Source organism: Bradyrhizobium cytisi (assembly GCF_008123515.1).
Classification (GTDB): Bacteria; Pseudomonadota; Alphaproteobacteria; order Rhizobiales; family Xanthobacteraceae; genus Bradyrhizobium; species Bradyrhizobium cytisi.
In genome coordinates this window covers 53,706-67,869 of sequence record NZ_VSSR01000075.1, presented here as the reverse complement: position 1 = coordinate 67,869, position 14,164 = coordinate 53,706, and the positions used below count along the sequence as shown (strand labels likewise).

Genomic DNA, 14,164 nt, shown 5'->3' with positions numbered 1-14,164 from the left:
CGAGCGGAGCGAAGCAATCCAGCAATGCATCCGCGGTGAGATTCTGGATTGCGGCGGCGTGCCGACCCTAGCCGACTGCCCCCGATCCCCGCAGCTGCTTGATCGCGGCCTCGTCGTATCCCGCGCCACGCAAAATCTCGTCACTGTGCTCGCCGACGCCGGGCGGCTTGCGCGGCTGCACCTTCCTGGTGCCGTCGATCCAGATCGGGCTGGAGATGGTGAGCATGGTGTCGTTCTCGAACGGCACCAGCACCTCGTTGTCGAGCATCTGCTTGTCGTTCGGGATGTCGTCCAGAATGCCGACGATGCCGAACACCAGCCCGTTGCCGTCGAGGATCTTGCGCCATTCGGCGAGGTCCCTGGTGGCAAACGTCTCGTCAAAGATCCTGATCAGCTCGATCGAGCGGGCGTGACGGTCGGGCTTGGTGGCGAAGCGGGGATCGGCGATCAGGTCCTCGCGCCCGAGGCACTTGGCGAGCGTCGGCCACTGCTTCTCCTCGCTGAGCAGCGACAGGATCAGCCAGCGGCCGTCCTTGCACTGGTAGTGGTTGCCCACCGCATTCGGCGCGCGTTCACGCGGCCGCCGTTCGCCGAACTTGGCGCCGCAAAGTTTTGCCTGCGCCAGCACGCCCGCCGCCCACACCCCGTTCGCCATCAGGTTCGACGCGACATGCGAGCCCTTGCCGGTCTTCTCGCGCTGATAGAGCGCGGTGACGATCGCGCTGTACAACGCCATGGCGCAGGGATGGTCGCCCATGCCGGCGACCGAGCGGGCCGGCGTGGTGTTGGTGTCGGCGCGGACGAGGTCCATCAGGCCGGAGCGCGCCCAATAGGCGTTGCTGTCGAAGCCGGGCTTATTGGCTTCCTCGCCCTTCTCGCCATAGCCGGTGAAGGAGGCATAGATCAGCCGGTCGTTGAGATGGGCGAGGTGGTCATAGGTGATGCCGAGCCTGCCGCGCACCGGTGGTGGCATGTTGGTGATGAAGACGTCGGCCTCCTCGACCAGCTTGTAGAGCACGGCCTGGGCTTCGGGCTTGGAGAGGTCGAGCGCGAGGCTCTTCTTGTTGCGCGCCTCCAGCAGCCAGGCGAAATTGTGCTCGCCGGTGGGATAGCCGGGCAGGTTCGGCAGATTGCGGTAGGGGTCGCCGGCGCCGGGCGGCTCGATCTTGATGACGTCGGCGCCGAAATCGGACAGCACGGTCGCAGCCGCGGGCGCTGCGATGAAGCTCGCGCAGTCCAGAACCTTGAGACCTGCAAAAATGCCTTTCTCCATCGCGGCGTTGCTCCCTCGCTCTTGTTGTTTCCCGCTGGCTGGAATTGGCGCGGGCACGTCATGGGAGCCATTAGACCGATGTTTTGCCGGGATGCAACGGCGCCGGGCGCAAGGCCTCACTCCTCGCCCGCAAGCAGCGCGGCATTGCCACCGGCCGCCGCGGTGTTGATGGTCACGGTCTGCTCGGTGGCGAAGCGCGCGAGATAATGCGGGCCGCCGGCCTTGGGGCCGGTTCCGGACAGGCCGTTGCCGCCGAACGGCTGCACGCCGACCACGGCGCCGATCATGTTGCGGTTGACGTAGATGTTGCCGACCTGGACACGGTCGATGATGGCCTCGACCGTGTCGTCGATGCGGGAGTGGACGCCGAGCGTCAGGCCATAGCCGGTGCGCGCGATCGCTTGCAGCACACGTTCGAGGGTCTCGGCGCGGTAGCGCGCGACATGCAGGACCGGGCCGAACACCTCCTCGGTGAGCTGGCTGGCGTCCTTGAGCTCGAAGATATGCGGCGCGACGAAGCAGCCCTCTGGAGCTGCGCCTGCATAGTGCAGCCGCGCCTCCGTCTTCATCCGCGCGATGTGCGCCTCGAGGCGCTGCTTGGCCTCGCCGTCGATGACCGGGCCGACATGGGTAGCGACGTCGGCGGGATCGCCGATCTTCAATTCGCGCGCCGCGCCCGCGATCATCTCGATCATGCGGTCGGCGACGTCCTCCTGCACGAACAAGAGCCGCAGCGCCGAGCAGCGCTGGCCCGCGGAGCGGAACGCCGAAGTGACGACGTCGTCGGCGACCTGCTCGGGCAGCGCGGTCGCATCCGCGATCATCGCGTTGATGCCGCCCGTCTCCGCGATGAGCGGCACGATCGGGCCGTCCTTGGCGGCAAGCGTCCGGTTGATGTGACGCGCGACCTCGGTCGAGCCGGTGAAGACGACGCCTGCAATCTCAGGATGCGCGGTCAGCGCGGCGCCGATGCGGCCGTCGCCGGTGACGAGATGCAGCGCGCTTTTCGGGATGCCGGCCTCGTGCAGCAGGGCGACGGCCTCAACCGCGATGCGCGGCGTCTGCTCGGCGGGTTTTGCAACGACGCTGTTGCCGGCCATCAGCGCCGCGGCGACCTGGCCCAGGAATATCGCCAGCGGAAAATTCCACGGCGAGATCGCGACAAACACGCCGCGGCCGCGCATGGTGAGCGAATTGCTCTCGCCGGTCGGGCCCGGCATCGCGACCTCGCTGCCGAACAGCTTTCGGCCCTGTGCGGCATAGTAGCGGCAGAAATCGGCGGCCTCGCGCAGCTCGGAGAGCGCGTCGTCGAGCGTCTTGCCGCCTTCGCGTTGAAGAGCCGCGATGAAGTGCGCGCTGCGGCTCTCCAGCAGATGCGCGGCCTGCTCCAGCGCCGCGGCGCGCGTGGCCGCCGGCGTCCGGCTCCAGGCCACAAAGCCCGCGCGGGCCGCGGCGACCGCCGCGCCCGCCTGCTCGGGTGTTGCGTCCGTGACCGGCTCGAGCTCGGTCGTTGCGGCCTTGACGTCGGTGAGCAGCCGGTCGAGCGCCGCGCGCTCGCCGAATTCGATGCCGCCCGAATTATGCCGTTCCGGCGCGAACAGATCGCCCGGCAGCGGGATTTTGGCATGATGCGCGTGATCAGGCCGGACGATGAGATCGACCGGACGCTTCAGCAGCGCCGGGACGGGGACGCGGTAGTCGGCCGCCTGCGCCACGAAGGAGGAGTTGGCGCCGTTCTCGAGCAGCCGCCGCACCAGATAGGCGAGCAGGTCGCGATGGCTGCCGACCGGCGCATAGGTGCGGTAGGCGATATCGGGGTGATCCTTGGCGAGCTGCTCGTAGAGCGCTTCGCCCATGCCGTGCAGGCGCTGGAATTCGAAGCCGCCAGCGTCGCCGGCGAGCTCCAGCACGGTTGCGACACTGAGCGCGTTGTGGGTCGCAAATTGCGGGAAGATGCGTGGCCGCAGGTTTAGAAGCTTCGAGGCGCAGGCGACGTAATTCAGATCCGTCATCGCCTTGCGGGTGAACACCGGATAGCCGTCGAGCCCGCGCTCCTGCGCGCGCTTGATCTCGGTGTCCCAATAGGCGCCCTTGACCAGGCGCACCATCAGCTTGCGGTCGTGCGCCCGCGCAAGCTCGTGGATGTAGTCGATCACCGCGCTGGCGCGCTTCTGATAAGCTTGGATCGCAAGCCCGAACCCGTCCCAGCCCTTGAGCGAGAGATCGGCGAGCGTTGCCGCGATCACGTCGAGCGACAGCTCAAGCCGGTCCGCTTCCTCGGCATCGACGGTGAAGTTGAGATCGTGCGCCTTGGCGCGCCGAGCCAGATCCAGCAGTTGCGGCACCAGCTCGGCCATCACGCGCGCGCGGCTGATCGCGTCGAAGCGCGGATGCAGCGCCGAGAGCTTCACGGAGATGCCGGGCCGGTCGGGCAGGGGATGGTCGCCTGCCGCCTTGCCGATGGTTTCGATCGCACTCGCATAGGCGTCGAAATAGCGCTTGGCGTCGGCAGCCGTCCGCGCGCCTTCGCCGAGCATGTCGAAGGAGTAGCGCGGCTTTTGGCCTGAGCGCGGCCGGCCCCGCTCCAGCGCCTGCTCGATCGTCTCCCCTAGCACGAAATGATTGCCCATCAGCCGCATCGCCTGACGTGTGGCGGTGCGCACGGCCGGCGCGCCCAGCCGCTTCACGAGACGGCCGATGGTGCCGTCCGGTGTCTCGCCGGGCTGGATCACGCGCGCGGAGAGGCCGAGCGCCCAGGCGGAGGCGTTGACCAGGAACGCCGTGGACTTGGTCTCGTGATGGATGAAATCGCCCTCGCCGAGCTTGTCCTCGATGAACTGGTCGGCGGTACGTGCGTCGGGCACGCGCAGCAGCGCCTCCGCCAGCACCATCAGCGCCAGGCCTTCCTTGGTCGAGAGTGCGAACTCGCGCAGCATGTCCTCGACCCCGCCGAGCCGGTCGTCGCGCTTGCGGATCGCCTCGATCAGCCGGGTCGCGGTGCGGTCGATCCGCGCCTCCTGCGGCGGGCTCAGATGTGCCGATGGAAAGAGCCGTGCGGCGATGTCGGCGTCGTCGGGCGCATAGGGGGCGGAGAAAGGAGGCGGGATGTTCGGCATGGCGTGTCCTGTGGCTGAAATTCAGGATAAAGCCCGCATGACCGTGGTTCGATAGACAAGATAGCCATTTTGCCTTAGGAAATGAAGGTCGCTGGCATATTGGCCGTACAAAATATGGAACTGGACCGAATCGACCGGAAGATTCTCTCTATTCTGCAGGAGGATGGGCGAATCGCCAATGTCGAGCTGGCCGAGCGCATCGGGCTGTCGCCGACCTCGATCGGCGAGCGGCTGAAGCGCCTGCAGCGCGAGGGTTTCGTCGAGGGCTATGGGGCGCGGCTCAATCCACACCGGCTTGGCCTCGGCCTTTTGGTGTTCGTCGAGGTGCTGCTCGACAAGACCACGCCAGACAATTTCGAGCGCTTTGCGCGCGCGGTGAAACTCGCGCCTGAAGTGCTGGAGTGTCACATGGTTGCCGGAGGCTTCGACTATCTAGTGAAGGCGCGGCTGGCCGACATGACCGCGTATCGGCGCTTCCTCGGCGAGACCTTGCTGTCGATGCCGGGGGTGCGCGAGACGCGCACCTATGCGGTGATGGAGGAGATCAAGCGCGACGCACCGTTGCCGGTTGGCTGACGAAATGCGGTCGCGATTGTCACTGCTGCGGCGTTGATTGGCGATCTCTATGGGCAAATAGTGTCCGCGCGCAGTCGCAACGCCTGTCGTCGAATGCACTGATCGTTTTCTAAAATTTTCTTGGCCCGACTCCCGGACAGATCCGGAAGGCAGCAAAGGCTGGCGGGCTTATACTTTGAGGTTCTCTGCGGATGTCTTGCCCCGGTTTGCGATCTCTTCATACTCAACCGTCTGGCCCTCGTTGAGGGAGGACAGACCGGCTTTCTGCACTGCCGAGATATGCACGAACACATCCTTGCCGCCCGACGCAGGCTGGATAAATCCATAACCCTTCGTCGGATTGAACCACTTGACCGTACCTTTAGCCATCACGTCTTCTCCGCGGGTCTTCCTCCGAGATCGCGAACCGCCAGTCCCCGCCAACCGGCCGGTTCGGTCCTAACAGGATACGCGGAATGTGGCGGGCTTGGTAGATCAAACCACATCTGCATCTCGCGGAAATTCGCTCAACTTCGCGGCGTTTTTGCCGGTTTTGCCCGTTTCGCGGTCAATTCTCCGGGCGCATCCCGACCTCCGTCAATAAGTCGCGGCCAGATAGTCCACGATCTTGCCGACGTCGGCGTCGTCGATCGGCGCGCCATAGACCTTGATCATCTTGGTCACCTCGGCCTGCCAAAATCCCTTCTTGTCCTTCATCGGCGGCTGCGTAGCGATGTAGTCGGACGAGTGGCAGGCGGCGCAATTGCCCTGAACCACCTCGAGATTGGGACCGGGCTTGAAGGCTGCGACCTCGTCCGGCGTGTTGTAGTTGACCGGGGCGGCGAGGACCGAACCCACAGCAGCGGCGGCGACAAGTGTGATGGCGATGAGAACGGTGCGCTGCATGATCATTCTCCTCAGGCCACGCTGACGCGGACGGTTTCGACGACGTTGCGCAAATAGCCCGCCGGGTTCCAGCGCGGCGTCTCCGGCTGCGTCTCACCGGAATTGCTGGTCGCGCGCACCCTGAGCTCGACCTGGCCCGAGGCAAGCTTCACCGGCAGTTTCCATTCGCGGAATGAGTAGTTGCCGAGATCCTTGCCAAGCGTGGCGCTGGTCCAGGTCTTGCCGCCATCGGCGGAGACCTGGACGTCCTTGATGCCCTTGCCGCCATCGAAGGCGATGCCGCGCAGCATCGTGCGTCCGGCCTTCAGCTTGGCGCCGTCGGTCACGTTGGTGATGAACGAGCGGATGGTGAAGCGGTTGATCGGGATCGTCGCCTTCGGCGCGGTGCCGGGCTCGATCGAATTGTTCGGCGTGTCCGGGATGCGATAGGCCGACTTCATCCAGAAGCCGTCATAGACGGTGTCGACGACGGTGATCTCGTTGAGGTGCTTGACCCAGTAGGTGCCGTAATAACCGGGCACGACCAGGCGCAGCGGGAAGCCGTTGAGGAACGGCAAATCGTCGCCGTTCATGCCATAGGCCAGCATCACCTCGCCGTCGGCCGCGTGAGCGAGGTCGAGCGCCTTGGCAAAGTCGGGCGTCTTGTCGCTCACCGGGCCATCCATGCCGCCGAACACCACCTGCTTGGCGCCGGCCTGCACGCCCGCCATCTCCAGAACCGTCTTCAGCGGCACGCCGCGCCAGCGCGCATTGCCCATCGCGCCATTGGCGAGCTGGCCGCCGGCGACACGCGGCTCCAAGAAGCCGCGGCTGTTGCCGGAGCACTGGTTGACGGCGACGATCTCGGCCGCCTTCATCTTCCTGATGTCCTTCAGCGACAGCTTGAGCGGCTTGTCCACCTTGCCCTTGACCTCGAGCGTGAACGTGTCGGGATCGAGATTGTAGGGGAGGTCGGCGAGGTGATAGCGCACGAAGAACGCGTTGTTTGGCGTGATCGGGCCGTCGTTGAATACCGCGAACGGCGTCTCGAGTTGCGGTGGCCGGCTGGTCAGCCCGATCATCGGCCGCTTCTGCGGATATTTCACCAGCGGCCGTTCGCCATTGGCGAAGGGGAGCGTAACGGTGTCGAGTGCCAGCGCTCTGGTTGAATTCAGTGTGGCCGTCATAGCAGCAAGGCCCGCTCCTTTGAGCAGGTCGCGTCGGTCGAACATGTCGTCTCCTCCCGGAGCTTTTCGTTGGATGGCGGTCATCACCGCGATCCCATACTCATCTGTCGCAACGACTCGGGCGAAGTCAATTCGTGCTTTCGCAGCAAGCCCATGCCGTTGCGCTGCAGCAAGCCGGTGTTACGCCGCGACGCGCTCGCCGCCGGCGATCAGGGCGGACAATGTCCTGGTGTCGGTGATGACGCGCACCAGCATCGGCTCGTCGCGGCCGCGGATCGCGACCTCCTGTTGCGGCAGCGCATCGTCGTGAAGACCGGCGGTGCGGCGGACCTCTTCGGAGACGATCGCCTCACAGGTCAGCGTCTTGGTCATGTCCTGGAGGCGGGCTGCGACGTTCACGGCGTCGCCGAGCGCGGTGAAGACGATGTGGTCGCGGTAGCCGATGTCGCCGATGATGACCTCGCCGCCGTGGACGCCGATGCCGAAACGGATCGGCTGGCGCAGATCGTGGCTCAGGAGCTCGTTGAGCTCGTCGACATGGGTTGCGATGGCGGCCACCGCCTTCAGCGCCTGCCGGCAGGCGGTCTGCGGATCGCTGGTGAGGCCGAACAGCGCCAGCATGCCGTCGCCGACGAACTGGTTGGGCTGGCCGCCATTCTCGATCACGGCCTGCGACACGGCGCCGAGGAAGCGATTGACGATGAAGACGGTGTCGAACGGCAGCCGCTTCTCGGCGAGCTGCGTCGAGCCGCGCATGTCCACGAACAGGCTGACGAGATAGCGCTCCTGCCCAATTCTCGAAGGCGAGGACGCATGCGCGCTGGCCGCCAGCATATGCGGCATGAACAGCTGGAAGAAGGAGAGGTCTGAGTTCGGTCGCAGCTGGCAGGCAAGCCGGATCGAGGGATCGGCGGTGCCGACGCGGGCCAGCACGAAGGCCTCGCGCTGCGACGGCTCGGGCAAGGTGCCGTGGTCACCGATGATGCGGATGCGGCAGGTCGAGCAGCGGGCGCGGCCGCCGCAGACGCTGGCATGCGGCACGTTGTGGCGCAGGCTGGCTTCCAGCACGGAGAGGCCCTTGGGCACGCGCACGGTCTTGCCGTTGCCGTAGGACAAGGCGATCATGCCGCCGCGCCGCTCACGCCAGCCGCGCACACCGCGCCCGAGCAGCACCAGTCCGAGCAGGCCGATGTAGCCCATCGTCAGTCCGCCGGTGATGCGATCGAGCGTATCGGCCTCGGCGACCGTGCCGACCTGGCGCTGCGTGAAATTATGCGTGCGCCACTCGCCGTCCTCGCTCTCGGCGGCGATGCTGCGGCCACCCTGGTAGATGCCGAGCAGCGCCAGCGTCGGGGTCAGCACGGCTGCCGCCAGCAGGTACGGCGCCGCGCGGATGAAGAACGGCTTGAGCCGGAGCCAGAAATAGATGCCGATGCAGCCGTGCACCCAGGCGACGATGAGCAGGATCGTCATCGTCCAGAGCCGGCCGGGCGCCGCGACGAAGAACAGATAGAGCTCCTGCGGATACAGCTTCTCGTGCCCGTACAGCGTCTGGCCGAGCCGCACGCCGATCACATGCGCCATCACCAGCGCCGGGATGCTCAGCCCCAGCACGAGCTGCAGCGGCTCGATCGTCCGCCAGCGGAACTGGCGGCGCTGGTACATCGCATAGACGCCGAGCCCCATATGGGTCAGGGCTGCGCCATAGAACACGATTGCGACGGGCAGGAACTGCCAGAACGACGTGTGGTAATAGACCCCGATCTGCATGGCATCGACGGAGATGTTGCCGAGTGCATGGTTGAGGAAATGGCTGACCACGTAAGCGAACAGGATCACGCCGCAGACCAGCCGCACCTGCCGCGCGCTGGTCGAGCGGACGAGTTCGGTCAAGCGTGAAAGAGCGGTCGTGGCCATGATTCGGTTGTACCAGTTCACTGAGGAGAACAGCCAGCGGAGAGTTAAATTCCGCAGGCGAACGGCCCCTTCGATCACATGCGCGGCAAGGTTACGTAACGGTAAGTATTGTAGTGTGGGCAAAGCGTAGCGTGCCCACCATCGGGGAGTGACGGTGGTATGGTGGGCACGGCGCCAGAGCGCCTTTTGCCCACCCCACGATTCTCGCCAGGACATCGGCGGCAACACCCCCCCACGTTGACTCCCCCTCCCAACTCAGGGAAAAGCGCGGCCGTGACGATCGCTCCCGACATCACCGTGAAGCCCGACGGCGCGTCGCGCCGGCCGCTCGTCATGGCCGCGCTGGTGATCGCCGCGATGACGGTGCTGCGCATCGTCTATGCCTCCGCGATCGAGCTGCGCACCGACGAGGCCTATTACTGGACCTGGTCGAAGGAGGCGACGCTGAGCTTCCTCGATCATCCGCCCGGCGTCGCCTGGCTGATCCGCTTTGGCACCGCGATCTTCGGCGACACCGTGCTCGGGGTCCGCTTCGGCGGGATCGTTGCGATGCTGGTGACGCAGTGCCTGCTCGCCGACATCGTGCGCCGCCTCACCCATGATGTGCGCGCGATCGTGGTTGCGGTGCTGATGCCGGAGGCCGCGCTGTATTACGGACTGCTGATGGCCAAGGTCGCCCCCGACGTCGTCATGATCCCGTTTGCGGTGGCGATGACGTGGTCGCTGGTGCGGCTGGCGCAGAGCGGGGATGGACGCTGGTGGCTCGCCGCCGGCCTGTTCGCCGGCCTGTCGCTGCTGTCGAAATTCACCGCGATCATGTTCGCGCCTGCGGTCGCCGCGTTTCTGCTGGTGCCGGATTGGCGCTGGCGCTGGCTGCGCAGCCCCTATCCCTGGCTCGCGGTGCTGATCGCCATCGCAATGTTCTCGCCGGTGCTGATCTGGAACGCGCAGCACGACTGGGCCTCGTTCCGTTTCCAGGGCGTGCGCGCCACCGCCAATTACGGCATCTCGCTGCGCACCATCGGCGATTATATCGGCCTGCAATTTGGCCTCGTTGGTTTCGTCTTGTTGCCCGTGGTGCTGTTGGGCCTCGCGATGACGGCCTGGCGCGGCTATCGCAGGCGCGAGCCGGTTGCGATCCTGCTGTCGACCGCGGTGCTGGTGCCGTTCGGCTATTTCTTCTTCAAGTCGCTGACGCTCAGGGTCGGCGACACCTGGCCGATGTTCATGTGGCCGATCGGCTTCGCTGCCGCCGCGGTGAATCTTGCGATGATGCCCAGAGAAGGCTGTTCGGCGTGGATGATCCGGTCGAGCATCTTCTGGGCGAAGGCGGCGCTGGTGTCGGGGATCGCCTTCGTCGTGATCGTATTCCTCTATTACGTCGCAGCGCCCTGGAATTTCATCGGCAAGATGGATCCGATCGGCGCCGAGGCCGGCTACGAGCAGGTCGCCGCGCGCGCACAGGCCGCACTGGATGAAACCGGCGCGACCTGGATCGCGACCACGGATTACCGCACCTATGCCATGATGCGCTGGCTGTTCCGCGGCCGCGCCCCCGTAGTCGAAATCAACGAGCGCGGCCGCTTTCAGGGTTTTCGCGATCCCGGCATGGACCGGATCCGGGGGCAGACGGGGATCTATATCGGCCGCCAGCCCGACGATCATTCGCCTCTCTGGGAGTCGATCCCCGCGAGGCGCGAGACGTTGGGACGGGTCGAACGCCGCTGGCGCGGTGTCCTGATCGACACCTACACAATCGACAAGCTCTCCGGATGGACGCCTGAGCTGTCTCCGCCAAAGGACTCGCCGCTGTTCCAGTGGCGCGTGCTGGCCTTGCGAGCTACGCCTCGTCCTCTTTCCTTCGCAGCAGATCCGTCGCGAGATCCGACAGCTTCGGCGGCGGCAGGGCGGCGAACGGCAGCGGTCTTGTAACGTCGATAGCAGCCAATCCCAGCCGCGCCGTCAGCAGCCCGTTGAGCATGCCTTCACCGAGCCGCTGCGACAGTTTTGCTGCAATCCCGTGCCCGAGCATCTGCTGCACCAGGCTGTCGCTCGCGGCGAGGCCGCCGGTGATGGCGAGATGGGCGATGACGTGGCGGAGCAGGCGGATCATGCCGAGCGCGCCGGGCCGGCCACCATAGAGCCGGGCGAGCTGGCGGATCAGGCGCAGCGAGGCCACGAGCACGAAGAGCACGTCGAACAGCGCGCGCGGCGAAACGGCGGTAACAATCGATACCCGCTGCGCCGCCGACGACACCAGCCGCCGTGCCTCCGCATCCAGCGGCGACATCAACTCGCGCTCGGCGAGCCGGATCATGTCGGCGCCGTCGATGATCTCGCCGGAATGACTTTCGAGTGCGGCACGGGCGCGGGCAAGCCGCGGGTTCTGGTGCGCAATCGCGATCAGATCCTGCACGATAACGCGGCTCTCCTTGCGATCGTCGCTGGCGAGCACCTCGGCGGCACGCCGATGCAGCTTTTCGATCGTCGCAAGCCGTGCGAGGCCAAACGCCTCGCGCCCGATCACCACCGCGAGCGCAAGCGTGGTGACGAAGGCGAGCGCCAGACCAACGAAGCCGAGGCTCTCGCTGCGCGCAAACAGATCCTCGATCAGACGGACGACGCCGAGCCCGGTGCCGAGCAGCGTCAACCCGGCGACGCCGGACCAGAACAGCGCGCCCCAGGGAAAGCCGCGCCGCGCCGGAAGCGCCGTTTCGATCGGCACCGGCAATGTCGCCGGATCGGGCTCCGGCGTGATCTGGATGGTGGCGCGACTGATGCGGCTCGTCTCGTCGGCTTCGGTCACGACGACGCCGGGATCGTCGAGCCGGAACGTCGCCGGCCGCCGCGGCTGGGATCGGTCGTTCATGCGAGCTTGTCTCCGATCAGGAACTGCAAGGCACGGTCGAGACGGATGTGAGGCAGTGCGGGCTCTTCCGTCCCTTCGCGTTCGAGCTTTGGCGGACGGAAGCGCAGGAAGCGGAAATCGCTTTTCTCGGCGGCTTCCGTTGACAGTCCACGGAACGCATCGGTGCCGTTGAAGAGCGGCTCGGGATCGAGCGGCAGATCGCCCGGAAAAGTCGCGACTTCCGTGGTGCCGTCAAAGAACTCGCCATTGGCGCTTTCGCCTGCGGCCGGCGTTCCCAGGATCGAGGGCAATTTGTCGCGGCCACGGGTGACCTGGGCTTCCCGGGTGGCGCGGACGGCGGCGAGCGCCACCACATCGATTTGCGCGCCGGTATTTTCCGCACGCGACAGCGCCGGTGTCACCGCGCGGCGCAGCACGGCCTCGAGCCGATCGTGGCTGGAATGATGCAGATGGTCTGCTTTCGTCGCCGCGAACAGGATGCGGTCGATGCGTGGCCGGAACAGGCTGGACAGGATCGTGCTGCGGCCGATGTTGAAGCAGTCGAGAATGCCGGCGAGCGCCGCTTCGAGATCGTGCAGCGCCTCGGGACCCGAGTTGAATGCAGAAAGCGCATCGGCCAGCACGATCTGGCGATCGAGCCGGGCAAAATGATCCCTGAAGAACGGCCGCACCACGACGTCCTTGTAGGCCTCGTAGCGGCGCACCATCATCGCCCACAGCGATCCCTCCGGAGCCTGGCCACCGACGGGCACCTCGAGCGGCGCGAAAGTCAGCGCCGGCGTGTCGGCGAGACTGCCGGGCATCAGGAAGCGGCCGGGCGGCAACAGGCTCATCGCAAACCGTTCGTCGCGGCAGGCGCGCAGGTAGTTGGTGAAGAGCTTTGCGGCAGTGAGTGTCGCCTGCTCGTCCTCGCGCGCCTCGGGCTTGAGCGTTGCGAGATGGGCGTGCCAGTCCGCGGCCAGATGCGCGCGCGGCGCTTCGCGCGACAGCGCCAGGCTTTCCGCCGACCATTGCTCAAAACTCTTCTGCAGCAGCGGTAGGTCGAGCAGCCATTCGCCGGGATAATCGACGATGTCGAGCGTCAACGTGCGGTCGGCGCCGTTCGGGCGCTGATAGTCGATGACGAGACGCAGCTCGCTGATATCGACGGTCGAGCTCGGCCAACGCCGTTCCTCGATCAGCGCGCGCAGATGGCTTTCATAGGAAAAACGCGGCACGGCGTCGTCCGGCTGCGGCGCCAGATGCGCCCGCGCGATACGTCCCGAGGCATAGGCCTCGAACACCGGAAACCGGCCGCCGCGCGTCAGCCCGTGGATCAGCGCGGTGATGAATACGGTCTTACCGGCCCGCGACAGTCCGGTGACGCCAAGCCGCACCGTCGGGTTGAAGAAGTGCTCGCCATAGTCGATTATCGCCCGCGCCGACAGGCGCGCCTCTTCGACCATATCCTGGAAACTGAATGCCATATGAACGTGATTAATCCCAGGCGGGCGGAACGGTGAAGCCGTTCACCAAAGTGGCAATTGCGTGAGGAAAATCAAGCTTCATACTTCCACCGCCTTTGTCGGCAAATCAGCCGATTGAACGACGCGCAGATCCCGAAACACGTCCCGAAACACCCATAGAAGAAGACATTGTCTTAAGCCTTTGCGGATTGCCATGACCGTCTTCCAGCTGAAGCAGCTCGCCTCCCATTCCGTCCATGCCGCGGCCGATGCGGTCGGCTGGCACTACGATCGCGCCGAACTGATCGCCGACGGTGTCATCCATGCCATCGGCGTGCTCTCCGGCATTATCGCCGCGACCGTTCTCGTCGTGCTCGCGGCGGTCTACGCCGATGCGGCCGACATCGTCGGGGTCTCGATCTATGTCGCCGGCCTGCTCGCGATGCTGGTGCTGTCGGCGAGCTATAATCTCTGGCCGGTCTCGCCGGTGAAATGGCTGCTGCGGCGGTTTGACCATTCCGCGATCTACCTCCTGATCGCCGCGACCTACACGCCGTTCATCCTTGAAGTGAAGGACAGCGTGTTCGCGCTGGCGCTGCTGGTCTGCGTCTGGTGTGTCGCGATCGTCGGCATCGTGCTGAAGCTGCGCTATCCCGGCCGGTTCGACCGTGCCGCCATCGGCATCTATCTTGCCATGGGCTGGAGCGGCGTGATGCTCTACGGCCCCGTGGTCCGGGCGCTGCCCGCGCTGGCGCTGGGTTTCGTGCTGGCGGGCGGCATTCTCTATAGCCTCGGCGTGATCTTCCATGCCTGGCGGCGGCTGCGCTTCCAGAACGCAATCTGGCACGGCTTTGTCTTGGCCGGCGCGGCGTGCCATTATACCGCGGTGCTCGACCTCGTGTTGAGCTGAGCAAGTT

The 14,164-nt window shown here is 65.7% G+C and carries 11 protein-coding genes; 3 read left to right on the top strand and 8 right to left on the bottom strand.

The genetic code is table 11. From position 1 onward, the window contains the following. Positions 1–67: 67 nt before the first annotated feature. Together FXB38_RS36355 and putA are read right to left on the bottom strand one after the other, a co-directional pair. Positions 68–1,273 (bottom strand): CaiB/BaiF CoA transferase family protein, encoded by a 1,206-nt coding sequence (locus tag FXB38_RS36355; protein WP_187435390.1) that lies wholly within the window; start codon positions 1,271–1,273, stop codon positions 68–70. Positions 1,274–1,389: 116 nt separating this feature from the next. Next, positions 1,390–4,389: a bifunctional proline dehydrogenase/L-glutamate gamma-semialdehyde dehydrogenase PutA gene (gene putA, locus FXB38_RS36350; protein WP_148755747.1), complete on the bottom strand. Its 3,000-nt coding sequence runs from the start codon at positions 4,387–4,389 to the stop codon at positions 1,390–1,392. Between the two features lie 114 nt (positions 4,390–4,503). On the opposite strand from putA, the gene FXB38_RS36345 reads away from it, so the two are divergent. After that, a complete protein-coding gene (locus tag FXB38_RS36345) occupies positions 4,504–4,965 on the top strand; it encodes an Lrp/AsnC ligand binding domain-containing protein (protein ID WP_018643717.1) in 462 nt (153 codons plus the stop codon). A gap of 168 nt (positions 4,966–5,133) precedes the next feature. Here the strand turns inward: FXB38_RS36345 and FXB38_RS36340 are convergent, their stop codons facing one another. The 4 genes from FXB38_RS36340 to FXB38_RS36325 form a co-directional block, all read right to left on the bottom strand. Next, positions 5,134–5,334 (bottom strand): cold-shock protein, encoded by a 201-nt coding sequence (locus FXB38_RS36340; protein WP_008134691.1) that lies wholly within the window; start codon positions 5,332–5,334, stop codon positions 5,134–5,136. 207 nt (positions 5,335–5,541) lie between these two features. Continuing rightward, positions 5,542–5,850: a SorB family sulfite dehydrogenase c-type cytochrome subunit gene (sorB, locus tag FXB38_RS36335; RefSeq protein WP_187435389.1), complete on the bottom strand. Its 309-nt coding sequence runs from the start codon at positions 5,848–5,850 to the stop codon at positions 5,542–5,544. 11 nt (positions 5,851–5,861) lie between these two features. Next, positions 5,862–7,061, bottom strand: a complete 1,200-nt coding sequence (sorA, locus tag FXB38_RS36330; RefSeq protein ID WP_148755745.1) for a SorA family sulfite dehydrogenase catalytic subunit — start codon at positions 7,059–7,061, stop codon at positions 5,862–5,864. 135 nt (positions 7,062–7,196) lie between these two features. Beyond that, positions 7,197–8,933 carry an adenylate/guanylate cyclase domain-containing protein gene (locus tag FXB38_RS36325; RefSeq protein ID WP_148755744.1) on the bottom strand — a complete coding sequence of 579 codons (1,737 nt, stop codon included), beginning with the start codon at positions 8,931–8,933 and terminating at the stop codon, positions 7,197–7,199. Positions 8,934–9,266: 333 nt separating this feature from the next. On the opposite strand from FXB38_RS36325, the gene FXB38_RS36320 reads away from it, so the two are divergent. Continuing rightward, positions 9,267–10,865 (top strand): glycosyltransferase family 39 protein, encoded by a 1,599-nt coding sequence (locus FXB38_RS36320; protein ID WP_246230407.1) that lies wholly within the window; start codon positions 9,267–9,269, stop codon positions 10,863–10,865. Here the strand turns inward: FXB38_RS36320 and FXB38_RS36315 are convergent. Both FXB38_RS36315 and FXB38_RS36310 read right to left on the bottom strand, forming a co-directional pair. Further along, on the bottom strand, positions 10,774–11,802 hold the full coding sequence (locus FXB38_RS36315) for a YcjF family protein (protein ID WP_148755742.1): 1,029 nt from the start codon (positions 11,800–11,802) through the stop codon (positions 10,774–10,776). The genes FXB38_RS36320 and FXB38_RS36315 overlap by 92 nt on opposite strands. Beyond that, on the bottom strand, positions 11,799–13,268 hold the full coding sequence (locus FXB38_RS36310) for a YcjX family GTP-binding protein (RefSeq protein ID WP_148755741.1): 1,470 nt from the start codon (positions 13,266–13,268) through the stop codon (positions 11,799–11,801). The genes FXB38_RS36315 and FXB38_RS36310 overlap by 4 nt, the downstream gene beginning before the upstream one ends. A 193-nt stretch (positions 13,269–13,461) precedes the next feature. Here FXB38_RS36310 and trhA point away from each other — a divergent pair, with 193 nt between their 5' ends. Next, on the top strand, positions 13,462–14,157 hold the full coding sequence (gene trhA / locus FXB38_RS36305) for a PAQR family membrane homeostasis protein TrhA (protein ID WP_148755740.1): 696 nt from the start codon (positions 13,462–13,464) through the stop codon (positions 14,155–14,157). The last annotated feature ends 7 nt before the right edge of the window (positions 14,158–14,164 follow it).